We start from the raw sequence: 25,243 nt of genomic DNA on the forward strand, positions 1-25,243 counted from the left end.
GGCGCTCTAAATGCAAGCTAAAGCCGTAGCTAAATCAGTTCGTATTGCTCCTCGTAAAGTGCGATTAGTCGTTGATTTAATTCGAGGAAAAGAAGTTGGCGAAGCAATTGCTATTTTACGCCACACACAACGCGGTGCTTCTCCAGTAGTTGAGAAAGTGTTAAAGTCAGCAATCGCTAACGCAGAACACAACTATGAAATGGATCTAGATAACTTAGTGGTATCTGAGGCATTCGTAAACGAAGGTGTTACTTTAAAACGTTTCCGTCCACGCGCTCAAGGACGTGCAAGCAAGATTAATAAGCGCACTAGCCACATCACAGTGGTTGTAACAGAAAAGAAGGAGGGGTAGTTAGTGGGTCAAAAAGTGAATCCAACAGGTCTTCGCGTTGGTATCATTAAAGACTGGGAGTCTAAATGGTACGCTGGCAAAGACTATGCAGACTTACTACATGAAGATATTAAAATCAGAGAATATCTTGAAAACCGTCTAAAAACTGCAGCTGTTTCCCATGTTGAAATCGAACGTGCAGCTAATCGCGTAAACGTTACGATTCATACTGGTAAACCTGGTATGGTAATCGGTAAAGGCGGATCTGAAGTAGAAGCTCTACGTAACTCATTAAACAGTTTAACTGGTAAACGTGTTCACATTAACATCGTTGAAATTAAGAAAGTTGATGTAAATGCTAAACTAGTTGCAGAAAACATTGCTCGTCAATTAGAAAATCGTATTTCATTCCGTCGTGCACAAAAGCAAGCTATCCAACGTGCTATGCGTGCTGGTGCAAAAGGAATTAAAACACAGGTATCTGGTCGTCTTGGTGGCGCGGATATCGCTCGTGCTGAACATTACAGTGAAGGAACTGTTCCACTACACACATTACGTGCTGACATCGACTATGCGACAGCAGAAGCTGATACTACGTACGGTAAATTAGGAATTAAAGTGTGGATCTATCGTGGTGAAGTCCTTCCAACTAAATCGAACAAATAAGGAAGGGGGCTAATTACATGTTAATGCCTAAACGTGTTAAATATCGTAGACAACATCGTGGTAAAATGAGAGGCCAAGCAAAAGGTGGTACTCAAGTTACTTTTGGTGAATATGGAATACAAGCTCTTGAGGCTTCTTGGATTACAAGCCGCCAAATAGAAGCTGCTCGTATCGCTATGACTCGTTACATGAAACGTGGCGGTAAAGTATGGATCAAGATTTTCCCAGATAAGCCGTATACAGCGAAGCCTCTAGAAGTCCGAATGGGTTCTGGTAAAGGTGCTCCTGAAGGATGGGTAGCTGTAGTTAAGCCTGGAAAGGTTATGTTTGAAATCGCTGGAGTTTCTGAAGAGGTTGCTCGTGAAGCATTACGTCTTGCATCTCACAAACTTCCGATTAAAACGAAATTCGTAAAACGTGAAGAAATTGGTGGTGAAATCAATGAAGGCTAATGATATCAGAGAACTAACCACTGCCGAAATTGAACAAAAACTTAAATCTTTAAAAGAAGAGTTATTTAATTTACGTTTCCAACTAGCAACAGGTCAACTTGAAAACACTGCACGTATCCGTGAAGTAAGAAAGACTATTGCTCGTATGAAAACTGTTGTTCGTCAACGTGAACTTAGCGTAAACAACTGATAATGAGAGGAGGTTAGCCTCAAAATGACTGAACGTAATAATCGTAAGGTATATACAGGCCGTGTCGTTTCAGATAAAATGGATAAAACTATCACTGTTTTAGTTGAAACTTATAAAAACCATAAGTTATATGGTAAACGTGTTAAGTATTCTAAGAAATTTAAAGCACATGATGAAAACAACCAAGCAAAAACTGGTGATATCGTTCGTATCATGGAAACTCGTCCGTTATCATCAACTAAACGCTTCCGTCTAGTTGAGATCGTTGAAGAAGCGGTAATTATATAATAAAGTTTCGCTCGGAAGGTATCCGAAGGGAGGTTTAAAGCGTATGATTCAACAGGAAACACGCTTAAAAGTTGCAGATAACTCTGGTGCGCGTGAGTTACTAACCATTAAAGTACTAGGTGGCTCTGGTCGCAAAACTGCTAATATCGGTGATGTTATTGTTTGTTCCGTAAAACAAGCAACACCAGGAGGCGTTGTCAAAAAAGGTGACGTTGTAAAGGCAGTAATTGTACGTACTAAATCTGGTGTACGTCGTAAAGACGGCTCATATATTCGTTTTGATGAAAATGCAGCAGTAATCATTCGTGACGACAAAAGTCCAAGAGGAACTCGTATCTTCGGACCAGTTGCACGTGAATTACGTGATGCACAATTCATGAAAATCGTATCTCTAGCTCCAGAAGTTCTATAAGAAGAGAATGACCTTGTAAGGAGGTGCGTCAAGCATGCATGTAAAAAAAGGTGATAAAGTTATTGTTATTTCCGGTAAAGACCGTGGTAAAACAGGCACAATTTTAGAAGCATATCCGAAAAAGGATCGCGTTCTTGTTGAAGGTGTTAACATGATCAAAAAACACGCTAAGCCTTCTCAAGAGAATCCACAAGGTGGAATTCTTAACCAAGAAGCTCCAATTCATGTTTCTAACGTGATGCCAGTAGATCCAAAGACCGGCAAACCAACACGCGTTGGTCACGAAGTGCGTGACGGAAAGAAAATCCGCATCGCTAAAAGTTCCGGTGAAGCATTAGATAAATAGTATGTGCTGTGAAAGGAGGGCAACATGGTGAATCAATTAAGACAAAAATACCAAGATGAAATTGTACCATCTTTAATGAATAAATTTAATTACAAGTCTGTTATGGAAGTGCCTGGTATCGAAAAAATCGTTATCAACATGGGTGTTGGTGATGCAGTTCAAAACTCTAAGGCACTTGATAGCGCAGTTGAAGAACTAGCATTAATTTCTGGTCAAAAGCCTATGATTACACGTGCTAAAAAATCAATCGCAGGATTCCGTCTTCGTGAAGGAATGCCGATTGGTGCGAAAGTTACTCTTCGTGGTGAGCGCATGTATGAATTCCTTCAAAAGTTAATCGCGGTATCTCTACCACGTGTACGTGACTTCCGTGGTATTTCTAAGAAAGCTTTTGATGGTCGTGGTAACTACACACTAGGTGTTAAAGAACAATTAATTTTCCCAGAAATTAATTACGATAAAGTAAGTAAAGTGCGCGGTATGGATATCGTTATTGTAACAACATCTAATACTGATGAAGAAGCACGTGAACTTTTAGCTCAGCTTGGCATGCCTTTCCAAAAATAGACATGAGAGCTAATACAAGGAGGGAAAATTGTGGCTAAAAAATCAATGATTGCGAAACAAAAACGCACACAAAAGTATCAAGTACAAGAATATACTCGTTGTGAACGTTGTGGACGCCCGCATTCAGTAATGCGTAAATTTAAACTTTGCCGTATTTGTTTCCGCGAACTTGCCTATAAAGGTCAAATTCCTGGTGTCAAAAAAGCAAGCTGGTAAACCCCGATTAGGGAAGGAGGTAATGATTAATGGTTATGACAGATCCAATCGCAGATATGCTAACTCGTATTCGTAATGCGAACATGGTAAAACATGAAAAGTTAGAACTTCCTGCTTCTAAAATTAAAACTGAAATTGCTGATATTCTAAAAAGAGAAGGCTTTGTACGTGATTATGAAGTTATTGAAGATAACAAACAAGGTGTTCTGCGTATTTTCCTTAAGTACGGTACTAATGAGGAACGAGTAATTACAGGTATTAAACGTATTAGTAAGCCAGGATTACGTGTTTATGCTAAAGCTGGTGAAGTACCTCGTGTACTAAACGGTTTAGGTATTGCAATCGTATCAACATCTAAAGGTGTACTTTCTGATAAAGAAGCACGCGCTCAAGCTGTTGGTGGCGAAGTACTTGCATATGTATGGTAATTAATTTTTTATGATGAGGAGGTGCATGGAATGTCTCGTATAGGACTTAAGCCAATTGAGATTCCGAGTGGTGTAGAAGTAAAACTTAATGATAATACAGTAACTGTTAAGGGCCCTAAAGGTGAATTAACAAGAGATTTTCATTCTGATATGAAAATTGTTATTGCAGATAACGTAATCACAGTGGAACGTCCAAGTGATCAAAAAGCACATCGTTCATTACACGGAACAACTCGTAGCTTACTAGCTAACATGGTTGAAGGTGTATCGAAAGGATTTGAAAAACAACTTCAAATCATCGGTGTTGGTTATCGTGCACAAAAGCAAGGTAATAAAGTCGTTGTAAACGCTGGTTATTCACATCCAGTTGAAATAGATCCAATCGACGGTATCGAAATCGATGTACCTAGCAATACATCTGTGATTGTTAGAGGTATTGATAAAGAGAAAGTTGGAGCAGTTGCTGCCAACATCAGAGCTATCAGAAAACCAGAACCTTACAAAGGTAAAGGTATCCGTTACGTTGATGAGTATGTACGTCGTAAAGAAGGTAAAACTGCTAAGTAAGGTTAGTTAGGCGAGAAAGGAGTGACCCAGATGATCACAAAACCTGACAAAAATGTTGCACGTAAAAGAAGACATAACCGTGTTCGTAAAAATCTTTTCGGAACACCTGAGCGTCCTCGTTTAAACGTGTATCGTTCAAATAAACACATTTATGCACAGTTAATTGATGATACTAACGGTGTAACATTAGTTTCAGCTTCTACTGTTGATAAAGAATTAAGCTTAGATTCAACTGGCAGTGTTGATGCTGCAACTAAAGTTGGAGAATTGATCGCAAAACGTGCCCAAGATAAAGGTCATAAATCAGTTGTATTTGATCGTGGAGGCTACCTTTATCATGGACGTGTAAAAGCATTAGCAGATGCTGCTCGTGAGGCAGGTCTTGAATTTTAATTGTAAAAGGAGGGACACAGATGAAAACAGTAATCGATCCTAATAAATTAGATCTTGAAGAACGCGTTGTTGCGGTTAACCGCGTAGCAAAAGTTGTAAAAGGTGGACGTCGTTTCCGTTTTGCTGCATTAGTAGTAGTTGGAGATAAGAACGGCCATGTTGGATTTGGAACTGGTAAAGCACAAGAAGTACCAGATGCAATTAGAAAAGCAGTTGATGATGCAAAGAAAAACTTAATCACTGTACCAATCGTTGGAACTACTATTCCTCATGAAATTCATGGAGAATTCGGTTCAGGTCGTGTATTAATGAAGCCAGCTTCTGAAGGTACTGGAGTTATCTCTGGTGGTCCAGTTCGTGCGGTATTAGAACTTGCAGGTGTTGGTGACATTTTAACGAAATCACTTGGTTCAAACACACCAATTAATATGATCCGCGCTACAATGAACGGCTTAAACGGCCTTAAGCGCGCAGAAGACGTAGCAAAACTACGAGGAAAGTCTGTAGAAGAACTGTTAGGATAAGGAGGGAAACACTATGTCTAAAAAATTAGAAATCACCCTCACACGCAGTGTTATCGGTGCGAAAGAAAAACAAATGAAAACTGTTGAAGCACTAGGATTAAGAAAGATTCGTCAAACCGTAGTTCTTGAAGATACTCCAGCTGTTCGCGGCATGGTTAACAGAGTGTCTCATCTAGTAACGGTTAAAGAAGGTTAATAAACATTAGCGTAAAGAGGAGGTGCTCGTATGAAACTTCATGAATTGAAACCAGCAGAGGGATCACGTAAAGAGAGAAACCGTGTGGGACGCGGAACATCTTCTGGTAACGGAAAAACTTCCGGTCGTGGTCATAAAGGACAAAATGCTCGTTCTGGCGGTGGTGTACGTCCAGGATTCGAAGGTGGACAAATGCCTTTATTCCAACGTTTACCAAAACGTGGATTTACGAACATAAACCGTAAAGAATATGCTATAGTGAACTTAGATGTTTTAAACCAATTTGAAGACGGCACAGAAATTACTCCTGAGTTATTAATTGAATCAGGTGTCGTGAAGAACGTAAAATCAGGTATTAAAGTACTTGGTAATGGTTCCGTCGAAAATAAATATACCGTTAAAGCTCATAAGTTCTCTGCTTCAGCAAAAGCAGCTATCGAAGAAGCGGGCGGTAAAACAGAGGTGATCTAATGTTCCGTACATTCTCCAATTTTATGCGCGTGGCTGACATTAGACGGAAAATACTTTTTACACTTGCTTTGTTAATTGTATTCCGTCTAGGCACTTTTATTCCTGTGCCATTCACAGATAAAACTGCAATTGAACATTTGAACTCGCAAAATAGTGTATTTGGTTTTCTAGATACATTTGGCGGTGGGGCATTACTGAATTTCTCCATTTTTGCAATGGGGATTATGCCTTATATTACAGCATCAATTATTATGCAATTATTACAAATGGATGTTGTGCCGAAGTTTACAGAATGGAAAAAACAAGGTGAAGTGGGTAGAAAGAAGCTTGCTCAAATTACCCGTTATGGAACAGTCGTCCTTGCATTTCTTCAAGCAATAGCAATGTCTATTGGCTTTAATGCAATGGCTGGTGGATTTTTAATCCCTAACCCGGACGCTGTTAAATTCCTTATTATTGCATTAGTATTAACTGCTGGAACAACATTCTTAATGTGGTTAGGTGAACAGATCACCGCTAGTGGAGTTGGGAATGGAATTTCGGTACTCATTTTTGCTGGTATCGTTGCTGCTATACCGAATGCGTTACAACAATTATATGCCCAGTATTTCTTGAATCCTGGAGATCAATTGTTTATCAATATCGTTATTGTGGCGTTAATTGCTTTAGTTGCGATCGCAATCGTAACAGGTGTTGTTTTCGTACAACAAGCATTACGTAAGATCCCAATTCAATATGCAAAGAAACTTGTTAACCGTTCTCCAGTAGGTGGCCATTCTACACATTTACCTCTAAAAGTAAATGCTGCGGGAGTAATCCCAGTAATCTTCGCGATTGCCTTTATTATGGCGCCGAGTACTGTTGCAGGGTTCTTTGAAGGAAATGTTGCTACAACGATCCAAGAAATCTTTAACTATACACAACCAATAGGTATGGTTATCTATGTGGCGTTAATTATTGCGTTTACGTATTTCTATACATTTGTTCAAGTTAACCCTGAACAAATGGCGGAAAACTTACAAAAACAAGGTGGATATATTCCAGGAATTCGTCCAGGTAAAAATACCGAGACGTATCTTACTCGTGTTATCAATCGATTAACATTTGTAGGAGCACTATTCTTGGCTGCAGTTTCTGTATTACCGATTGTTTTCGGAAAACTTGCAGGTCTGCCACAAGCAGTTCAAATCGGCGGCACTAGTTTACTAATCGTTGTAGGTGTAGCAATCCAAACTATGAAGCAATTAGAAGGTCAGTTAGTGAAGCGACACTACAAAGGATTTATTAAGTAACAATTTGCCAATGAAGCGAGGGGAAAGTTTTGAATCTATTGTTAATGGGTCTTCCTGGTGCTGGAAAAGGTACACAGGCAGATAAAATAAGCGAGAAATATAACATCCCTCATATTTCAACAGGAGATATGTTCCGATCCGCTATTAAAGAAGGAACAGAACTTGGTATGAAAGCTAAAGGCTTTATGGACCAAGGTGCACTTGTTCCGGATGAAGTAACAATTGGAATTGTAAAAGAGCGTTTAAGCAAAGATGATTGTGAGAAAGGTTTCTTGTTAGATGGTTTTCCAAGAACCATTCCACAAGCAGAAAGCTTACAAGCTCTTTTATCTGATATGAATCAAGCGATTGACCATGTATTACATGTGAAAGTACCAGAAGAGAAATTAGTGGAGCGTTTATCCGGTCGTAGAATTTGTCCTACATGTGGTAGAGCTTATCATGTGATGTATAATCCTCCCAAAGAAGAGGGTATATGTGATAAAGATGGTTCAGCGTTAATTCAACGTGATGATGACAAACCAGAAACGGTTAAAAATCGTTTGGCGATCAACATCGAGCAATCGAAGCCGTTACTAGACTTTTATGAAGATAAAGGATATCTTGTCACCGTTGATGGAGATCAAGATATAGATAAGGTTTTTCAAGACATTCAATCGATTATTGAAAAATAAGCTAGAACTGTAGCCCTGCACGAATAGGTTTTGTCGTATTTTGCATGAGGAAACAAGGATTTATCGATTTGAGTGATTGATGATCGTTGTGTCTTGGTAGCAGATGGGGAACACCTAAATATGATCGGCCAAAGAGAAAGAATAAACATCATATTGAAACATGGATTATAACGTCTCCAGAAGTCCAAAACAGCCTTCTAGAAACTGGTCGTGTCACAAATGTAAGTTTATCGTTTAACTGTTTTTCCAAAAACAATATTGTGACTGATTTAAGAGAAGGGAGTAAGGCGCGATGGCGAAAGATGATGTAATTGAAGTGGAAGGAACTGTAACAGAAACATTGCCAAACGCAATGTTCAATGTAGAGCTTGAAAACGGCCATACGGTCTTGGCACATGTGTCTGGTAAAATCCGAATGCACTTCATCCGTATCTTACCAGGTGATAAAGTAACGGTAGAACTCTCTCCGTATGATTTAACAAGAGGACGAATTACGTACCGTTATAAATAAGCGAGCTCCGATATTAAAGGAGGTATAGATGATGAAAGTAAGAGCATCTGTTAAGCCAATTTGTGAAAAATGCAAAGTCATTAAACGAAAAGGCAAAGTAATGGTGATTTGTGAAAATCCGAAACACAAGCAAAAACAAGGATAAATGAAGGAGGTGCGCATATTTTATGGCACGTATTGGAGGTATAGATATTCCACGTGATAAACGTGTAGTAATCTCTTTAACATACATTTATGGTATCGGTAAAAAGACTGCTCAGGATATCCTTAAAGAAGCAGGCGTTTCCGAAGATACTCGTGTTCGTGATTTAACTGAAGATGAGTTAGGTCGTATTCGTCAAGCAGTTGATGGATATACAACGGAAGGGGATCTTCGTCGTGAAGTGTCTCTTAACATTAAACGTCTTATTGAAATCGGATCTTACCGTGGTTTAAGACATCGTCGTGGTTTACCGGTTCGCGGTCAAAATACGAAGAACAACTCTCGTACTCGTAAAGGTCCACGTCGTACAATCGCTAACAAGAAAAAATAATGTAAGGAGGTAAACTAATAGATGGCTCGTAAAACTAATACACGTAAACGTCGTGTGAAAAAGAATATTGAGACTGGTGTAGCACATATCCGTTCTACATTTAACAACACAATTGTAACGATCACAGATGTTCAAGGTAATGTTGTTGGATGGAGTTCTGCTGGTGCATTAGGTTTCAAAGGTTCTCGTAAATCTACTCCATTTGCTGCACAAATGGCTGCTGAAACAGCTGCTAAAACTGCAGTAGATAATGGAATGAAAACATTAGAAGTATCAGTTAAAGGTCCAGGAGCTGGTCGTGAAGCTGCTATTCGTTCTTTACAAGCAGCTGGATTAGAAGTTACTGCTATTAAAGACGTAACTCCAGTACCTCATAACGGTTGCCGTCCACCAAAACGTCGTCGTGTTTAATTTTAACGTATAATATTTGTCACCCTGTCTATAATGGGTTATGATGACTAAAAGTATAGATGGTAATAGAGATAAAGTGAACACCAAGGTATTAGGGAAGAATTTAATAAAACGCCTTTTGGGCGAACTGATTATAGTTCTTTTTGAAACCTTACTATACAGCATCGCAAAGACAAACGTACGATAAATAAGCAGGTAGTGCAGAACGCCAACTGCCTATCCCGAGGAATTTCGGTTAGAGCATATTCTAGCCGGGGTTTCGACGTTTTAAAGGAGGGTATTATGGAATGATTGAAATAGAAAAGCCAAAGATTGAAACGGTTGAGATTAGTGATGATGCTACATTTGGAAAATTTGTGGTAGAGCCGCTCGAACGTGGTTATGGTACAACTCTTGGAAACTCCTTGCGTCGTATCCTACTATCCTCACTTCCAGGTGCTGCTGTTACATCGGTTCAAATTGATGGAGCATTACATGAGTTTTCAACTATCGATGGGGTAGTTGAGGATGTAACAACAATCATTTTGAATTTGAAAAAGCTAGCCCTTAAAATCTATTCAGACGAACCAAAAACATTAGAAATTGATGTGCAAGGTGAAGGAGTCGTTACTGCTGCTGATCTAACTTATGATAGTGATGTAGAAGTATTAAATCCTGAACTTCCAATTGCAACATTAAATGCAAAAGGAAACTTGCGTATGAAGTTAACTGCACAACGTGGTCGTGGTTATGTTCCAGCTGATGCAAACAAACATGAAGATCAACCAATTGGTGTTATTCCAGTTGATTCCATTTTCACACCAGTATCACGTGTTACTTACCAAGTTGAGAATACTCGTGTAGGTCAAAGTGCAAACTACGATAAACTGACATTAGATGTGACTACAGATGGAAGCATTCGCCCTGAAGAAGCTATTTCTTTAGGTGCAAAGATTTTATCTGAGCATTTAAATATTTTTGTTGGGTTAACTGACGAAGCGCAGAATGTCGAAATTATGGTCGAGAAAGAAGAAGACCAGAAAGAAAAAGTAATGGAAATGACAATTGAAGAACTAGACTTATCAGTTCGTTCTTACAATTGTTTAAAACGTGCTGGCATTAATACAGTTCAAGAGCTTTCAAATAAATCTGAAGAAGATATGATGAAAGTACGTAATTTAGGCCGTAAATCATTAGAGGAAGTTAAAGTTAAACTTGCTGATTTAGGTTTAGGTTTACGTAAAGAAGACTAATAATCGGACATCTTTAGAGTTTCAAGAAAGGGAGGGATAGTCCATGGCAAGAAAACTAGGACGTACAACAGATCAACGACTAGCACTACTTCGTAACCTTGCTTCTGATTTAATTATTCATGAGCGGATTGAAACAACAGAAGCTAAGGCTAAAGAACTTAGATCTGTAGTAGATAAAATGATTACATTAGGTAAACGTGGTGATCTACACGCTCGTCGTCAAGCTGCTGCATTCTTATACAACAAAGAGGCTAACGAAGAAGATACTGTTCTTCAAAAGCTTTTCAATGATGTAGCGAAACGCTATGAAGACAGACAAGGTGGATATACACGCGTTCTTAAGCTAGGCGAACGCCAAGGTGATGGAGCGAAAATGGCAATTATCGAGCTAGTTTAATCAATCCATACGCGTTAAGGGCAGGACTTGATCTCTTCCACGAGGTGAAATCCAAGCCCTTTTTTTGTATGGCTACAAGAGGTATGGTTACTGGTGCAAGTATTGCGTTTTTGGGCAGATACTTTGCGGCAACGGTCACAAGCCTTAAGGTAATGGGTAGATATAGTAAGAGAATGGGCGCATGTTCCAGTGAAGTGGGCTGATGTGCGGAGGATATGGGTACATGTCCCAGCGAATAGGGTCGATGTAACAAGCAAAGGGGCACATCTGGCTGATGCTCCGTTATAAATGTAAGAAGAATACTTCGGTTGAAATATTTGCTAAACGGATGATGAATTAATCGTGTGGTAGATGGTACAATATATCCGTTGATATTTCTGGAAAACCGGTTGAATCTCCTCGGCAGACAGTTGAAACCCTGCCGCAGTAAAACACCGTGCAACCGCCCCGAGAAGTTAAATCCCTCCAAAAAACCAACTACCCCATTACCTGACAATTAACATTCCCCACGATAAGTAGTAAAATACATACATAGATGAACCTTAAAGGCTATGTGGAGATAGGAGGAGTTTAGATGAGAGAGAAGTTTATAGAGTTTAGAAATGTATCGTTTAGGTACGGAGATGATGGCCCTTGGGTATTAAAGAATGTTTCATTTGAAATATGTAAAGACGAGTGGGTAGCAATTATAGGTCATAATGGTTCAGGTAAGTCTACGATAGCCAAGTTAATGAATGGATTATTATATCCCCAAGAGGGAGAAATTATTATAAATGGCATGCAGGTTAATGATGAGCATGTATGGGAAGTCAGAAAGCAGGTTGGAATGGTTTTCCAAAATCCGGATAATCAATTTGTTGGGACAACGGTTCAGGATGATGTTGCCTTTGGAATGGAAAATAGAGGAATACCTCGAGAAGAGATGGTAACACGAATCAAAGAAGTTTTAAAAGCAGTAAGGATGGAAGACTACCTTCTAACTGAACCACACAGGCTTTCTGGTGGTCAGAAGCAGCGTGTCGCGATAGCAAGTGTTCTTGCGATAGAACCTGCTGTATTAATCTTAGATGAAGCAACCGCAATGCTCGATCCAAAAGGGCGTAAGGAGATTATCCGTACCGTATCAGACATCCAATCGAAAAATGAGATGTCATTGATTACAATTACCCACGATTTACAAGAAGTAGTACAGGCAGAGCGGGTTATTGTGATGAATAATGGGGAAGTCTGGGATGAGGCAACACCACGAGAAGTTTTTGCAAAAAAGGATGAGTTACGAAAGATTGGATTAGATGTTCCATATATTGCAGTACTAGCAGATGAATTAAAACAAAATGGTATGAAAATCAAAACAGAGCCTTTAAATCATGAAGAATTATTGGAGGAACTATGGACATTACATTCAACGATGTAAGTTACATCTACCAAGCAAACTCACCTTTTGCACATACTGCTTTACAGAATTTATCCTTTCATATCCCGTCAGGTTCTTTTGTTGCGATTGTCGGCCATACTGGCTCTGGTAAATCAACTTTAATCCAGCATTTAAATGGACTGTTAACGCCAACTAGTGGTGAAGTTCATATTGGTGACTATCATATTAATTCGGAGAAAAAGCCGGAGAATTTAAAAGAGCTTCGAAGTCGGGTCGGGGTAGTGTTTCAGTATCCAGAGCATCAGCTTTTTGATGAAACAGTCAAAAAGGATATTGCCTTTGGACCGAAAAACTTCGGTGTTGCAGAAAGCGAAATAGAAAATAGAATACGAGAAATTATCCCATCGGTTGGAATTGATGAAGCGTTATTAAGTCGATCCCCTTTTGACTTAAGTGGAGGACAAATGAGACGGGTTGCAATTGCTGGAGTACTTGCAATTAAGCCTGAGATTCTCGTTTTAGATGAGCCGACTGCAGGACTTGACCCTAGAGGGCAGCAAGAAATTATGGATATGTTTTATTCACTTCATAAAGAGCGTAATTTAACGACAGTGTTAGTCACTCATAGTATGGAAGATGCGGTCAAATATGCAGACCAAGTCATCATTATGAATAAAGGGACAAAGTATATGGAAGGCTCACCTGAAGAAGTTTTCACACAGAAGGAAGCCCTTAATCAGGTTCAATTAGATGTTCCAGAAGTGATTCAGTTTATCAACGCATTCCATGAGCGTTTTGGGAATACAATTCCGTTTAGAAGACAAACGGTCCAAGAACTTGCCCTGGAGATTCAGCAGGCTTTAAAGGGGGCTGAGTCAAATGAATAACATGATGATCATTGGACAATATGTCCCAGGAAATTCTTTAGTACACCGATTAGATCCACGGATGAAAATAACGGTTATATTTTTATTTGTTATTTTTGTATTTTTTGCTAACAACGTAGCGAGTTATAGTGTTTTAACTGTTTTTGCGATGATAACGACAGTAACAACAAGAATCCCTTTTCGATTTATATTAAAGGGATTAACACCTGTTTGGTTTTTAATTGCTTTCACCTTTATCTTGCATTTAATCGTGACGAAGGAAGGTTCTGTTTTAGTAGATATACTAGGGTTTAAAATATACTCTGGAGCGCTAATACAGGGCTTTGCGATATCATTGCGATTTTTCCTATTAATCTTGATTACATCACTATTAACATTGACGACAACACCGATAGAGATTACCGATGCGATTGAGGATATGCTACATCCATTAAAAAAGATAAAGTTTCCAGTACATGAGCTAGCACTTATGATGTCAATTTCCTTACGATTCATTCCAACGCTATTACAGGAAACCGATAAAATATCCAAAGCACAAGCATCAAGGGGAGTAGATTTTCGTACTGGCCCAATGAAGGAACGACTAAAAGCGATAGTTCCACTCTTAGTACCGTTGTTCGTTAGTGCATTTAAACGAGCGGAAGAATTGGCAATGGCGATGGAGGCAAGGGGATACCGAGGTGGCGAAGGAAGGACGAAGCTAAGGCAACTGAAGATTGAAAGAATAGATATTTTTGTTTTGCTTTTATTCTTACTAGTTATTGCTGGGTTATTTATTACGAGAAATTATTAACAGTCTGGAGGTTGGACAAATTTGCCGAAGATAAAATGTATTATAAGCTATGACGGGACACACTTTCATGGCTACCAGGTCCAGCCTAAAAAACGCACGGTGCAAGGTGAATTAGAACGAGTATTAGAAAAGATACACAAAGGCGAACATGTTCGTGTACAAGCATCTGGTAGAACAGACACAGGGGTCCATTCCAGGGGGCAGACCATCCACTTTGATACGGCTCTTGATATCCCGGGAAATAGTTGGAAGAAGGCATTAAATGCACTGCTTCCTGATGATTTATATGTGACGCATTCAGAGGTAGCTTCTAGTGATTTTCATGCTAGATATAGTGTAGTGGAGAAAGAGTATCGCTACTTTATCATAAATGCTGTAGAGCCGGATATATTTAATCGAAATTATATGTATCACTTCCCTTATAAACTAAATATCGATGCGATAAAAGAAGCTTGTCATTATTTAGAAGGAACACATGACTTTACTACCTTTTCATCGGCTAAAGCAACGGTTAAAGGTGATAAGGTACGAACGTTATTCGAAGTTTCTTGTAACCAAAATGGCGAGAAATTAGAGTTTGTTTTTCGAGGAAGCGGCTTTTTATATAATATGGTACGGATATTAATAGGAACGTTACTAGATGTAGGACAAGGAAAAATTCGTCCGGAAGAAATGGCAGCGATACTAGAATCAAAAGATCGTAGTAACGCAGGAAAGACTGCACCAGCCCAAGGGTTATTCTTATGGCGAGTACGGTATGAGTAATCTAATTTATTTCCGACAAAAGTAAACATTTCCTGGGAAATATCGACAGGTTTCTTTTCGAGTAGAAATGATATATAATAGGGAAAGTGGTTTTTATTTAAATAGCTAAAAAATAAGTATAAATAAATCTGCCAGGCTCTTGACAAATGACCCTTTTTTGATATATTATGGTCTATGGCATTTTATTTCTAAAACCGCGATTAGCCCCGGAACTAATTGTGTTGAAAATATAGGAATAACGAACTTTAAAACATTAAAAATTAATGAATGAAAAATATGGAGGGAACCAAACATGCGTACAACTTTCATGGCGAATGAAAACAATATCGAACGCAAATGGCTTGTTGTGGACGCTGAAGGCAAGCGCCTTGGTCGTCTAGCAAGTGAAGTTGCTGCAATCCTTCGTGGAAAGCATAAAGCAACTTATACACCACACGTTGACACTGGTGATTATGTAATCATCCTTAACGCTGACAAAATCGAATTAACTGGAAACAAATTAAGTGATAAGATGTACTACCGTCACTCTGGACATCCAGGTGGATTAAAAGAACGTACTGCTGATGAAATGCGTACAAAATATCCTGAGCAAATGCTTGAGATCGCAATCAAAGGCATGCTTCCAAAAGGATCTTTAGGACGTAAAATGGCTAAGAAATTACATGTATACAGAGGTGCTGAGCACAATCATGCAGCACAAAAACCTGAAGTTTACGAACTTCGCGGATAATAAAAGGAGGTAACTCAATTGGCACAAGTACAATACTACGGCACAGGTCGTCGTAAAAGCTCAACTGCACGTGTACGTTTAGTACCGGGTACTGGTAATGTAACAATTAATGGTCGTAATGCAAATGACTATTTCCCATACGAAACTCAAATTCTAATTCTTAACCAACCACTTCAAGCTACAGAAACTCAAGGAACTTATGATGTAATCGTAACTGTTGATGGTGGTGGATTTACAGGTCAAGCTGGTGCAATCCGTCATGGTATCGCACGTGCTTTACTAGAAGCAGATCCAGGTTATCGTTCAGCACTTAAGAGTGCAGGGTTCTTAACTCGTGACCCTCGTATGAAAGAGCGTAAGAAATACGGTCTTAAAGGCGCTCGTCGTGCACCACAGTTCTCAAAACGTTAATATGTTTACTTCAAAAGGTCTTCAGTCAATATGGCTGGGGCCTTTTTTTTTGGACTAACTTAATAAGGGCATTAATCAAGTTAGCTATTTGATAGTTAACTTGGTATTTTGCTGAATACCTCGATTGAGGCTGTGGAAAGGTAACTCATTATCTTTTTTGACTTAAAACCAAGAAGAAACATGATGAGGAAACTCCTCATCGCACTATTAACCAAAATACCTCGAAAAAACGTTATGAGAAATCGGCTCATCGTGTTTTTTAGTATAATATTCGGCAATAACATCATGACAAAGGTCCTCATCATCTTCTTAATACAATAATCCCCCAAAAACATCATGAGAACCCTCCTCATCACCTCATTCGACTATAAAGTCATGAAAAACATCATGATAATCCATATCCCGAACAATTCTCTTCCCGCATTGCAAAAGTTCACTTAGGACGAGCCAAATCTTCACTCTTTAGTTATTTCAACAGAACTTGTTACATAGGATTAAGAAGAATACATTATTAGCAAGATAACTGTTCAATGAATTGCACTTTTCAACCTAGCAAGCTACTTAGACGTACTTACAAAATATTAAAGGTGGTGCAATAAAATGAATCGCAATCGTAAGCCTATAATCGGAGGGCTAGTTGGTGCTTCTACTGCTGGGGGATGGTTGATTATGGACTTGATCCTTCCAGAACCGATTGGGGACTATTTATTGTTTGGGTTAATGGCAGCAGTCAACGCAGCGGTAGGTTGGCAGTTTGTACGGATGCTTGATAAGAAGGAAAGTAAGGAAGTAGAGCCGGAAAAATTAACAACCGGAGCCCATTAAATTTTGCCAGGTACTACGAAAGTACGACATGTTTCGTAGTGGCCTGGCTATTTTTTTGTTTTTTTGGGACATAAGTACCAATATTATTCCAAATAAATTGAAAATAATGGATATTTGTTGAATCGTAGGTTAAAATTGGTGCAAGTAGGTTCCCAAAAAGCTAATCAGAAATGGGTGAAAGAATGATATATCAAGTACAGCTTATTAAACTATTGTTTGCAGTAGATGATCATATTTTCCGGATAGGGAAAGCAGAACAAATTCGGAACCCGTGGAAGACTGTAGTGCTATTAGGTTTACTTTGCTTGGTAACGTATAGTGGAATGGGGATATTGGGAATCGGATCTTCCGCATTATCTAGTGGAGCAGTTTTATTAACAGCCTCGGAATATGAATTGTCCAAGCTCTATTTTATAATCGGTAGAATGATTTACTCGACCGCTTTTGTATTGTTTGTGTTATTTATTCCGTCCTTAATTTACTACTGGGTAACAAAAATCCCATTTAAAAAATTATTACTAATGCAAGTCGTTGTTTTGTTTATCATGCTGGTCGAGAGAATTCTTTGGATTCCTTTGGCGGTGTATGCTGGGCTAGATTGGTTTGTTTCACCATTTTCTTTAGGGATTATTGCCTCCTACCTCACGGATGTTACTTTTTTAATTTATTTGTGTGGGGCTGTTTCTCTATTTCAGATATGGATTGTTATCTTCCAAATAAAATTTCTAACCAAGCTTTCTGGTATACATAAGGCATGGATTTGGAGCACGGTCATTTTATTTCATTTAGCGGTTTGGTCCGTGACTGCAGTATTAGCCTTTACCGATCTATATATGATAGATGGGTGGTTTAACGAATGAAGAAGCGAATGAAATGGTTAGCAGTAATCTTATTTATTGGAATCAATACCTTACTTGTTTTACTTGATGACGGGGAAAAAGTAGTAAGACAAGCATACGTGTCAACGTGGGACAAAGTGTATCAAAAGGATTTAGTTGAAACGGTGAATGCTGACGGTGTTGTTACATATTCTGGGGAAAGTTATGTGTATTTCGATAAAGCGTTAGGAAGCTTTGAAGGTTTTTTAGTGGAAGAAGGGAGTACAGTGAATGTGGGAGACCCACTATTTACCTATCAAGTGCATGATTTTATGGAAACGGAAAGGTTTTTAACTTATGAGCTTGAGAAGGTGAGTAGTGAGATCGATGCGATTGGAGCGGCTATTTCTGAAATGGTGGCGTTTCAAATACCAAGTGCTACCGTGCCGGTTGTAGGAACTAATGAAGAGGATGGAACTACGGTAGTTGTGTCTCCGCAGGAACCTGCTGAAGCTGAAGTGATGAAGGAGCAGTTCATCATTCAAAAAGAACAAGAATTACAAGCGAAACAAGAGGAAGAGCGAATTATCCAGTCTCAGCTAGAAGACTTACTAACTACTGGGGCCGTCATAACAGTGGAAAGCCCTGTAGAAGGGAAAGTGAGCGAACTTTCCTCCACGTTAGATGATCCGATAATTGCTATTGAAAATACAGCATTACAGGTTAAAGGAAATATTGACGAAGGAAAAAGAGTAGAAGTGGATGTAGAGCAACCGGTAGAAATCTCCTTAAAAGAAAGTGAGCAAACATTTCATGGAACGGTCCTTCATGTGGAAGATCATCCAAATGACGTAGATGTGGATGCGGAAAGTATTTATCCTTTTGAGGTGCAGTTTTCCGAGGAACAACCACTAGATGAGGTTCTACCAGGTTATCATGCTGATTTGACCATTACAGTGAATGAATCCTTAAATGCTAATACGGTTAAAGCGGGTATAGTAAAGGATGATCAAGTCTGGAAGCTTAATGAATCAGGAAACCTTGAATTAGTTCCAGTTGAAACAGGGATTTTGATGGGGGATGAACTAGAGATTACAAGTGGCTTGTTAGCTGAAAATACGGTAACTGATAAATCCATTCACCCAGATTATACTGGAATGCCATTTTTTACTCCGTTAAAGTTCACACAAGTTCCTTGGCTAGATTTTAATCAATACGCTGAATGGAAGAAGTATATGTTGATGGGAATAATGGTGAGATAAATGATATATACAATCCAGTATACTTAATGGTGATACTGGATTGTTTTTTGCTAAAATACTCTATAAGAAAAATACTTGGAGGAAGTCTACATGATTAAAGAGTTAAATTTAAATGAACAGTATCGTGATATTTTTGCCCTTTCACAATTTGCTTTTCAATATACTCTGTCTGAAAAAGAACTAGAGTTAAAGCGTCAAGAAGCAGAACGGCATATGATTTGGGGCATCATGGAAAATGATAAAATTGCAGCAAAACTGCATTTAATTCCACTTGCTGTCAATATAATGGGGAAACAGATGCAAATGGGTGGCGTTGCTTCAGTCGCTACATGGCCAGAATATAGACGAAATGGAATGGTGAGGAAACTACTGAAACATGCATTAAAATACATGAGGGAAAATGGCCAGGTACTTTCTTATCTGCATCCATTTTCTGTTCCGTTCTACAGGAAGTACGGCTATGAGATTGCGTTTAATGAAAAAAAATACAAAATTCCTTTTGCTAAACTGAAGAAAGACTGGGGAACGAAAGGATATGTAAGAAGGATTGAACCAGATATTCCGTTGCTAAATACCATTTATCCGCAGTATGCAAAGAAATACACTGGTTCCCTTGTTCGTGACGAAAAATGGTGGAAACAACGTGTCTTGAAAGATAATTACCACATCGCAATAGCTTATAATGACGAACATAGTCCTGAGGGTTATATCATATTTGAAGTAAAAGAGAAATTATTTACGGTAGTTGAAATAGCGTATCGTTCGTTATCGGGATTAAGGCTATTAATGGAGTTTATCAGTAACCATGATTCGATGGCCGAGCATGCAGAATTTGTTGTACCAGAAAATGATAACATGCCACTACTTCTTGATGAACCTAGATTTGAAACGAAAGTGGACCCATACTTCATGGCGAGGGTAGTAGATGTGATAGGATTTTTAAAACAATATCCTACTACAGTGGGAAGAGAGTCTATATCGATTTTTGTGGAGGATTCATTTTTACCAGAAAATACGGGAGTATATTATGTTAATCCAACTACAGATGGCCTTACCTGCACGGTTATAAAGACAGAAGGAAAAGCGGAAATTCATTGTACCATTCAACAGTTTACTTCGATGTTCCTTGGTTATAAAAGACCGAGAGAACTTGCTGCTTTAGGGTTAATAGAAGGTAGTCAAGAAGCGGTAGAAAAATTAGAGAACCTTATTCCAAATCAGCAAACCTATTTGCCAGACTTTTTTTAGCGAAAATTCGGTTCATGCATAAGTCATAAACGACATACTTGTCCCATAAAATAGTGTGAGGATAAGTAAAGGGGCGAATGTGATGAATCGATTTGGAAAGGTAGTTGCTTGGGTTATTGGACTAGTTATCTTAATTGCACTTATAAAAATTCCATTACCAGATAGCGCAAAGGAAACGACGAATTTTTCAATGCCTTTAAGCGGAAAAACCATTGTACTAGACCCAGGGCATGGTGGACCAGATGGTGGGGCGGTAGGTAGTGATGATACGTTAGAGAAGGGTATTGCATTAGAAGTGGCAAAGGAATTACGAAATTATCTCCAGCAGGCAGGGGCTATTGTTTATTTAACGCGTGAAACGGATACAGATTTAGCGGATAAAGATACGAAAGGTCTATCGAAGCGGAAGGCAGAAGATATAAAAAGGCGGATGGAGTTTATTCATTCCCATGAAGCGGATTTCTTTTTAACGATTCATTTAAATGCTCTACCTTCCACTAGATGGAGTGGGGCACAAACTTTTTATTATCCGAAATCAGATGAAGGTAAACATTTAGCGAAAATGATCCAAGCAGAAATTACACGTAATTTAGAAAATACAAACCGTAGTGCACTTGCAGTGAATAATTTGTACTTATTAAAGAATGCAGAAATACCAGGAGCTTTAGTGGAAATTGGGTTTCTATCTAATGTTCAGGAAAGGGAATTACTGAAATCAGATACGTATCAAAGACAAATGGCAGCAAGTATTTACAAGGGAGTTTTGCGATATATGACAGAAGAGCCAGAGTTAGAAGAAGAAGAATAACTATTTGAAACCATCCTTCCTAAAATTCATATCACTTAGATTTATTGTGATTTATGGTATACTAGCCTTGGACTATTTAAATTTTAAGCTAGAAATAGGAAGGTGATTAAATGTTAACGAAAGAAGAAGTAATACAATTACTGAATCCTGTAAAAGATCCCTTTTTACATAGAACGTTTGAAGAAACTGAAGGAATTAAAGAAGTAACGATAAAGGAAGATAAAAAGCATGTCAGCGTAAAGGTTGCCATTGGGAAAACAAATACTGCTGAACAAATGCAGCTTCAACAAGAATTAGTAGGAATATTGAAACGTAATGGTGCCGTAACAGTCGGCCTTCGCTTTGAGCAATTACCAGATGAAGTAATCAAAAAGTATCAGCCTGCAATTGAAAGCGCTAAAGAGAAAGCATTAATGGGTGGCAATAAACAACCTCATTTCTTAGCGATTGCAAGTGGTAAAGGTGGCGTAGGGAAATCTACGGTTACCGTAAACCTAGCTGTTGCTCTTAGACGATTAGGGAAAAAAGTTGGTATTATTGATGCTGATATTTACGGGTTCAGTGTTCCGGATATGATGGGCATTGAAGAAAGACCGGTTGTTCGTGCAGAGAAGATTATTCCAGTGGAACGATTTGGTGTAAAAGTTATTTCTATGGGATTTTTCGTTGAAGATAATTCACCGATTATTTGGCGTGGTCCGATGCTTGGTAAAATGCTGAATAGCTTCTTTAAAGAGGTAGAATGGGGAGATTTAGATTATTTATTACTAGATCTACCACCAGGTACAGGGGATATCGCGATGGATGTCCATGAATTGCTACCATCATGTAAGGAGATTATCGTAACAACTCCACATCCGACTGCTGCGTTTGTAGCGGCTCGCGCTGGTCAAATGGCGCTTAAAACAGAACACGAAATTTTAGGTGTTGTGGAAAACATGGCATATTATAAGAGCCCTAAAACGGGTGAAAAGGAATATGTTTTTGGACAAGGTGGAGGCAAGAAGCTTGCCGAAGTACTGAAAACTAAAGTACTTGGCCAACTGCCAATCCAACAGCCATATGAAGAAGAGGATGTATTTGCACCATCTGTATATCAAGAGGATCATCCAAATGGAAAAGAATATCATAAGATGGCGGCAAAAGTTATTGCGAAAGTTGAAGAATAAATTACAAAAGGTCAGTTCCTTTCAATAGGAGAACTGACCTTTTTTATATGATGAGAGAGAACTTCGGAGGCAAAGCTTACTGACCGCCACCGCCGCCAGATTCTCCGCCGCCACCGGATCCGCCACCACCGCCGCCGGAACCACTTCCACCGCCAGATTCATTGCCCCCGCCTTGGCCGCCACCTTTACTTTGTTCTTCAGCTGCCTTCAATAAAATTTCTTGGATCTTTGCTTGAAATAGTGGTGATTCTAAAGTTTGTTGTATCGTTTCTTCTAGGTGGGCACGGAACTGTTGGCTTTTTAATGTTTGGATTTGTTGTTCCGTCATTTCTGGATTTTGTAATAAATCCATCATTTGTTTTTGATATTCCGAATCCTTCATTAAATCCTTCATTAATTTTTTCTGATCTTCTTCGATGGATTTGTAGAAGGTTTCTACAAACTTAGGGTCTTCAAAAAGTTTCTTCCACATGTCAGCGCCCTTTTTTGACGTTAAGGTTTCGTCAATAGCTTGCTTTACCGTAGCGGAGTCAATAACAAGCTGTTGTTGCATCTTCTCATCAGCTAGTATCTCCCCAAGCGCTTTTTTTCCATCTTCGGTTTGTAATATATCAACAATCATTTTCTTAGTTGTGTCATAATCTGCTTCCTTTGGTGCAGCCTCCCCACCACATGCACTCATCAATAGAAGTAATCCACCAATTAATGGTAGGTAGAACACACGTAGCATGTTAAATCCTCCTTCCACTTATCCATTAATATGGATGAGAAAAGTAAAAATATGCACTTGATGAAGGAAAAAAGATGTTGTTCATGTTAAAATACCAATTGTGTAAGCGTTTCGTGATTTATATATTTTTTCTTTATCAGGAGGATATTTCAATTGAATAGTCGTAAAGTAGTTAATTTGTTTTTAAAAACGTTAGCATTAGGAGGTCTTGTAGGATTAATTGTTAGCTTTTTTGTAAATGTTGGTGGTTCCTATACGGATAACTTGCAACCATTTAATTTTATTGGCCTAATCGGAGTTATGCTCTTCTTCATTGGACATGGTATGTTGTATAGTGCAGTGAGTCAGACCGGTTTTTTTGCATATTTATATGTACATAGATTAGGACTAAGTATTTTTCGTTCATTTTGGCCAACAGTACAAATCGCGCTAATTGCATTTATACTTTTTGATTTAGTTTACTTTACATATAATGGTGCAGAAGGTGATGTTGGATTAATTTGGTATATCCTAGCAGCAGCTGCTCTATTCGTTTATGGATGGATCATTGCCAAGATCAAAGCTAAAGAGACAAAGAAGCATGCCTTTATTCCTGCTCTATTCTTTATGGTGGTATTTACAGTCCTTGAATGGGTGCCAGCTTTACGAATTGGCATCATCGGTTCGGAATTCTCATTGATTATGGTGCTAACATTACTTGCATGTAATACGTATCAACTTCTCATATTACATCGACTTCACAATAGTACGGATGAAAAGTCCAAAAAATAAACAAACCTGATGCTTACATGGCATCAGGTTTGTTTTCTATTCTACGATTTTAGATTTTGCGTGGGCTTGATTAATTAGCTCTGTTACCGTTACAAAATTAAGTCCTTTGTTTTTTAAGCCTGGAAGAATGGTTTTTAGTGAATTAGCTGTTTGTTTAACAGAGTCTGAAGCATGCATCAAGATAATGTCGCCATTTGCCGTCTCGGACATCACATGGTCTACAATTTTTTGAGTACCTGGGTTTTGCCAATCGTTCGGATTCACATTCCAATGAATAACTTTATGCCCCATATCCTCTGCTAATTTAATGATTTCTTCATTAAAGTGTCCATGTGGTGCACGTACAAGCTCTACATCTTTATAACCTAAGTTGCCAAAAATCTCTTTAGCATATCGTAAATCTTTTCTCACCTGGTCTATTTCTTGATCAAGGTAGCTTTTATACCGATAACCTAGCATACCAATTTCGTGTTTATTATCCGAAATCTTTTTCAATATATCCGGATGCTTTTCCGCCCATTCACCGCTAACGAAGAAAGTAGCTTGTACTTGATGTTGTTCAAGTTGTTTTAAAATGTCATGGACTTTCTCTTCTCCCCAACTGATATTAAAGGTTAAGGCAATATTCGGTTCATCGGAACTTCCCTTTGATAAAGCAACAGGTTCATTCTTAGTGAAGACAGATAAAGCGCTATTACCTTCAACCCAAAGAAAACCAGCTGTAAAAAAAGCTAGTACAACTATAAGACCCCACCTCTTAATTCGGTTAAAACGTAAGACATAAAAATGACTCATTCATCCACCTCCTAAGGAAACAAGCTATTCAATACATCTTATGAAGTAATAACTAAAATATGAACAAGCTATCTATTATAAATAAAAATAATCAGTTGAATAATTTCTCAAAAAATGCAAACGATATAAAATACCCCCATAACGCCTAAATTAAATCGAAGGTATATGGTATGGAGAAATTTGGTTGATTTTGCCTAAATTTGTTGAGGTGAAGAATATGCTAGGTTTAATGATAAATCATACAGAACAGAAGGAACTAGAGTATTTAATAAAAAGAGAGTTAGACGAAATCATTCTTGATTTAGATGATAATCGAATAGATAACATGGTGAAAAGCGCTATGAAAGAACGCTACAAAGTATTGTTTCAATTACTAAGAAGAGTAGCTAGTGAAAAAGAGTGTATGCGGTATATACCGAAAAAGACACAAAACGAGTAGAAATCATACATAAATAGACATTGGTTGTATGAAATTTCTGAAGAGATTTTTTTAAAAAAGACCGTTGATTTTATTTAATAGCTATGGTATATTAATTTCTGTTGTCACATATGAGCATTGTCGAACTTACTTAGTTTTAAAACTTTCTTATAAAAAGTTGTTGACATCTAGTGGCAAACATGATAAATTATATCTTGTCGCTAAAAACGACAGAATAAAAGATTGTTCCTTGAAAACTGAACAAAACAACCAGTATGTCAAGAAGAAACATACCCTGTTTTTTCTATTAAAGAATTACAGAAGCTAGCAGCTTCTTTGCT

General features: G+C 38.4%; 39 protein-coding genes. 37 read left to right on the plus strand and 2 right to left on the minus strand.

Annotated features, from left to right (window positions below; translation table 11 throughout):
* The first annotated feature begins 10 nt into the window (after positions 1–10).
* The 35 genes from rplV (at position 11) to AB1K81_RS18265 (ending at position 22,188) form a co-directional block, all read left to right on the plus strand.
* A complete protein-coding gene (rplV, locus tag AB1K81_RS18095; protein WP_412978071.1) occupies positions 11–352 on the plus strand; it encodes a 50S ribosomal protein L22 in 342 nt (113 codons plus the stop codon).
* Positions 353–355: 3 nt separating this feature from the next.
* The gene (gene rpsC / locus AB1K81_RS18100) at positions 356–997 is read left to right on the plus strand and encodes a 30S ribosomal protein S3 (protein WP_186871264.1); all 642 of its coding nucleotides are present in this window, start codon (positions 356–358) and stop codon (positions 995–997) included.
* Positions 998–1,014: 17 nt separating this feature from the next.
* Positions 1,015–1,449, plus strand: coding sequence for a 50S ribosomal protein L16 (gene rplP / locus AB1K81_RS18105; protein ID WP_010095762.1), 435 nt, complete (start codon positions 1,015–1,017; stop codon positions 1,447–1,449).
* Positions 1,439–1,639, plus strand: a complete 201-nt coding sequence (rpmC, locus tag AB1K81_RS18110) for a 50S ribosomal protein L29 (protein ID WP_047983280.1) — start codon at positions 1,439–1,441, stop codon at positions 1,637–1,639. Before rplP ends, rpmC begins: the two co-directional genes overlap by 11 nt.
* A 24-nt stretch (positions 1,640–1,663) precedes the next feature.
* Positions 1,664–1,927 (plus strand): 30S ribosomal protein S17, encoded by a 264-nt coding sequence (gene rpsQ / locus AB1K81_RS18115; protein WP_186871265.1) that lies wholly within the window; start codon positions 1,664–1,666, stop codon positions 1,925–1,927.
* Between the two features lie 43 nt (positions 1,928–1,970).
* Positions 1,971–2,339, plus strand: a complete 369-nt coding sequence (rplN, locus tag AB1K81_RS18120; RefSeq protein WP_010095756.1) for a 50S ribosomal protein L14 — start codon at positions 1,971–1,973, stop codon at positions 2,337–2,339.
* Between the two features lie 34 nt (positions 2,340–2,373).
* On the plus strand, positions 2,374–2,685 hold the full coding sequence (gene rplX, locus AB1K81_RS18125) for a 50S ribosomal protein L24 (protein ID WP_412978072.1): 312 nt from the start codon (positions 2,374–2,376) through the stop codon (positions 2,683–2,685).
* 27 nt (positions 2,686–2,712) lie between these two features.
* Positions 2,713–3,252: a 50S ribosomal protein L5 gene (gene rplE, locus AB1K81_RS18130; RefSeq protein WP_186871298.1), complete on the plus strand. Its 540-nt coding sequence runs from the start codon at positions 2,713–2,715 to the stop codon at positions 3,250–3,252.
* A 30-nt stretch (positions 3,253–3,282) separates the two neighbouring features.
* Entirely contained in the window at positions 3,283–3,468 is a 186-nt protein-coding gene (locus AB1K81_RS18135; protein WP_186871267.1) for a type Z 30S ribosomal protein S14, read from the plus strand.
* 29 nt (positions 3,469–3,497) lie between these two features.
* Positions 3,498–3,896, plus strand: a complete 399-nt coding sequence (gene rpsH / locus AB1K81_RS18140; RefSeq protein WP_412978073.1) for a 30S ribosomal protein S8 — start codon at positions 3,498–3,500, stop codon at positions 3,894–3,896.
* Between the two features lie 30 nt (positions 3,897–3,926).
* The gene (gene rplF / locus AB1K81_RS18145) at positions 3,927–4,463 is read left to right on the plus strand and encodes a 50S ribosomal protein L6 (RefSeq protein WP_412978074.1); all 537 of its coding nucleotides are present in this window, start codon (positions 3,927–3,929) and stop codon (positions 4,461–4,463) included.
* A gap of 30 nt (positions 4,464–4,493) precedes the next feature.
* Complete coding sequence (rplR, locus tag AB1K81_RS18150) at positions 4,494–4,856, plus strand: 50S ribosomal protein L18 (protein WP_412978075.1); 363 nt, start codon at positions 4,494–4,496, stop codon at positions 4,854–4,856.
* 20 nt (positions 4,857–4,876) lie between these two features.
* Complete coding sequence (gene rpsE / locus AB1K81_RS18155; protein WP_412978076.1) at positions 4,877–5,380, plus strand: 30S ribosomal protein S5; 504 nt, start codon at positions 4,877–4,879, stop codon at positions 5,378–5,380.
* 13 nt (positions 5,381–5,393) lie between these two features.
* Entirely contained in the window at positions 5,394–5,576 is a 183-nt protein-coding gene (gene rpmD, locus AB1K81_RS18160) for a 50S ribosomal protein L30 (RefSeq protein WP_412978077.1), read from the plus strand.
* A gap of 30 nt (positions 5,577–5,606) precedes the next feature.
* Positions 5,607–6,047 carry a 50S ribosomal protein L15 gene (gene rplO, locus AB1K81_RS18165; RefSeq protein ID WP_412978078.1) on the plus strand — a complete coding sequence of 147 codons (441 nt, stop codon included), beginning with the start codon at positions 5,607–5,609 and terminating at the stop codon, positions 6,045–6,047.
* Entirely contained in the window at positions 6,047–7,339 is a 1,293-nt protein-coding gene (gene secY, locus AB1K81_RS18170; RefSeq protein ID WP_412978079.1) for a preprotein translocase subunit SecY, read from the plus strand. Before rplO ends, secY begins: the two co-directional genes overlap by 1 nt.
* A gap of 29 nt (positions 7,340–7,368) precedes the next feature.
* Positions 7,369–8,013 (plus strand): adenylate kinase, encoded by a 645-nt coding sequence (locus AB1K81_RS18175; RefSeq protein WP_412978080.1) that lies wholly within the window; start codon positions 7,369–7,371, stop codon positions 8,011–8,013.
* Between the two features lie 292 nt (positions 8,014–8,305).
* Entirely contained in the window at positions 8,306–8,524 is a 219-nt protein-coding gene (gene infA / locus AB1K81_RS18180) for a translation initiation factor IF-1 (protein WP_010095735.1), read from the plus strand.
* 31 nt (positions 8,525–8,555) lie between these two features.
* On the plus strand, positions 8,556–8,669 hold the full coding sequence (gene rpmJ, locus AB1K81_RS18185) for a 50S ribosomal protein L36 (protein ID WP_010095733.1): 114 nt from the start codon (positions 8,556–8,558) through the stop codon (positions 8,667–8,669).
* 22 nt (positions 8,670–8,691) lie between these two features.
* The gene (rpsM, locus tag AB1K81_RS18190) at positions 8,692–9,057 is read left to right on the plus strand and encodes a 30S ribosomal protein S13 (protein WP_186871276.1); all 366 of its coding nucleotides are present in this window, start codon (positions 8,692–8,694) and stop codon (positions 9,055–9,057) included.
* Positions 9,058–9,078: 21 nt separating this feature from the next.
* Positions 9,079–9,468, plus strand: a complete 390-nt coding sequence (gene rpsK / locus AB1K81_RS18195; RefSeq protein ID WP_345826587.1) for a 30S ribosomal protein S11 — start codon at positions 9,079–9,081, stop codon at positions 9,466–9,468.
* 287 nt (positions 9,469–9,755) lie between these two features.
* On the plus strand, positions 9,756–10,700 hold the full coding sequence (locus AB1K81_RS18200; protein ID WP_186871277.1) for a DNA-directed RNA polymerase subunit alpha: 945 nt from the start codon (positions 9,756–9,758) through the stop codon (positions 10,698–10,700).
* 43 nt (positions 10,701–10,743) lie between these two features.
* Complete coding sequence (gene rplQ, locus AB1K81_RS18205) at positions 10,744–11,097, plus strand: 50S ribosomal protein L17 (protein WP_186871278.1); 354 nt, start codon at positions 10,744–10,746, stop codon at positions 11,095–11,097.
* 574 nt (positions 11,098–11,671) lie between these two features.
* Entirely contained in the window at positions 11,672–12,511 is an 840-nt protein-coding gene (locus AB1K81_RS18210; protein ID WP_412978081.1) for an energy-coupling factor ABC transporter ATP-binding protein, read from the plus strand.
* On the plus strand, positions 12,487–13,359 hold the full coding sequence (locus AB1K81_RS18215) for an energy-coupling factor ABC transporter ATP-binding protein (RefSeq protein WP_412978082.1): 873 nt from the start codon (positions 12,487–12,489) through the stop codon (positions 13,357–13,359). Before AB1K81_RS18210 ends, AB1K81_RS18215 begins: the two co-directional genes overlap by 25 nt.
* Entirely contained in the window at positions 13,352–14,152 is an 801-nt protein-coding gene (locus tag AB1K81_RS18220) for an energy-coupling factor transporter transmembrane component T family protein (RefSeq protein ID WP_412978083.1), read from the plus strand. The genes AB1K81_RS18215 and AB1K81_RS18220 overlap by 8 nt, the downstream gene beginning before the upstream one ends.
* 21 nt (positions 14,153–14,173) lie before the next feature.
* On the plus strand, positions 14,174–14,917 hold the full coding sequence (gene truA / locus AB1K81_RS18225; RefSeq protein ID WP_412978084.1) for a tRNA pseudouridine(38-40) synthase TruA: 744 nt from the start codon (positions 14,174–14,176) through the stop codon (positions 14,915–14,917).
* Between the two features lie 292 nt (positions 14,918–15,209).
* A complete protein-coding gene (gene rplM / locus AB1K81_RS18230) occupies positions 15,210–15,647 on the plus strand; it encodes a 50S ribosomal protein L13 (protein ID WP_412978085.1) in 438 nt (145 codons plus the stop codon).
* 18 nt (positions 15,648–15,665) lie between these two features.
* A complete protein-coding gene (gene rpsI, locus AB1K81_RS18235; RefSeq protein WP_412978086.1) occupies positions 15,666–16,058 on the plus strand; it encodes a 30S ribosomal protein S9 in 393 nt (130 codons plus the stop codon).
* A 600-nt stretch (positions 16,059–16,658) separates the two neighbouring features.
* Positions 16,659–16,883: a hypothetical protein gene (locus tag AB1K81_RS18240; protein ID WP_412978087.1), complete on the plus strand. Its 225-nt coding sequence runs from the start codon at positions 16,659–16,661 to the stop codon at positions 16,881–16,883.
* 182 nt (positions 16,884–17,065) lie between these two features.
* Positions 17,066–17,743 (plus strand): hypothetical protein, encoded by a 678-nt coding sequence (locus AB1K81_RS18245; RefSeq protein ID WP_412978088.1) that lies wholly within the window; start codon positions 17,066–17,068, stop codon positions 17,741–17,743.
* On the plus strand, positions 17,740–18,963 hold the full coding sequence (locus AB1K81_RS18250) for an efflux RND transporter periplasmic adaptor subunit (RefSeq protein WP_412978089.1): 1,224 nt from the start codon (positions 17,740–17,742) through the stop codon (positions 18,961–18,963). Before AB1K81_RS18245 ends, AB1K81_RS18250 begins: the two co-directional genes overlap by 4 nt.
* A 90-nt stretch (positions 18,964–19,053) precedes the next feature.
* Positions 19,054–20,211 carry a GNAT family N-acetyltransferase gene (locus tag AB1K81_RS18255; RefSeq protein WP_412978090.1) on the plus strand — a complete coding sequence of 386 codons (1,158 nt, stop codon included), beginning with the start codon at positions 19,054–19,056 and terminating at the stop codon, positions 20,209–20,211.
* 82 nt (positions 20,212–20,293) lie between these two features.
* Positions 20,294–21,019: an N-acetylmuramoyl-L-alanine amidase CwlD gene (gene cwlD / locus AB1K81_RS18260; RefSeq protein ID WP_412978091.1), complete on the plus strand. Its 726-nt coding sequence runs from the start codon at positions 20,294–20,296 to the stop codon at positions 21,017–21,019.
* Between the two features lie 110 nt (positions 21,020–21,129).
* On the plus strand, positions 21,130–22,188 hold the full coding sequence (locus AB1K81_RS18265) for an Mrp/NBP35 family ATP-binding protein (protein WP_412978092.1): 1,059 nt from the start codon (positions 21,130–21,132) through the stop codon (positions 22,186–22,188).
* Between the two features lie 76 nt (positions 22,189–22,264).
* On the opposite strand, the gene gerD is transcribed toward AB1K81_RS18265, so the two are convergent.
* The gene (gene gerD / locus AB1K81_RS18270) at positions 22,265–22,918 is read right to left on the minus strand and encodes a spore germination lipoprotein GerD (RefSeq protein WP_412978093.1); all 654 of its coding nucleotides are present in this window, start codon (positions 22,916–22,918) and stop codon (positions 22,265–22,267) included.
* A gap of 153 nt (positions 22,919–23,071) precedes the next feature.
* Between gerD and AB1K81_RS18275 the strand changes: the two genes are divergently transcribed.
* Positions 23,072–23,689, plus strand: coding sequence for a KinB-signaling pathway activation protein (locus AB1K81_RS18275; RefSeq protein WP_412978094.1), 618 nt, complete (start codon positions 23,072–23,074; stop codon positions 23,687–23,689).
* A 36-nt stretch (positions 23,690–23,725) separates the two neighbouring features.
* Here AB1K81_RS18275 and pdaB read toward each other — a convergent pair whose 3' ends face one another.
* The gene (pdaB, locus tag AB1K81_RS18280) at positions 23,726–24,484 is read right to left on the minus strand and encodes a polysaccharide deacetylase family sporulation protein PdaB (RefSeq protein WP_412978095.1); all 759 of its coding nucleotides are present in this window, start codon (positions 24,482–24,484) and stop codon (positions 23,726–23,728) included.
* Positions 24,485–24,701: 217 nt separating this feature from the next.
* Between pdaB and AB1K81_RS18285 the strand changes: the two genes are divergently transcribed.
* Positions 24,702–24,923 (plus strand): hypothetical protein, encoded by a 222-nt coding sequence (locus tag AB1K81_RS18285; RefSeq protein ID WP_412978097.1) that lies wholly within the window; start codon positions 24,702–24,704, stop codon positions 24,921–24,923.
* Positions 24,924–25,243: the final 320 nt, after the last annotated feature.

Source organism: Ornithinibacillus jepli (assembly GCF_047228935.1).
GTDB lineage: Bacteria > Bacillota > Bacilli > Bacillales > Amphibacillaceae > Ornithinibacillus.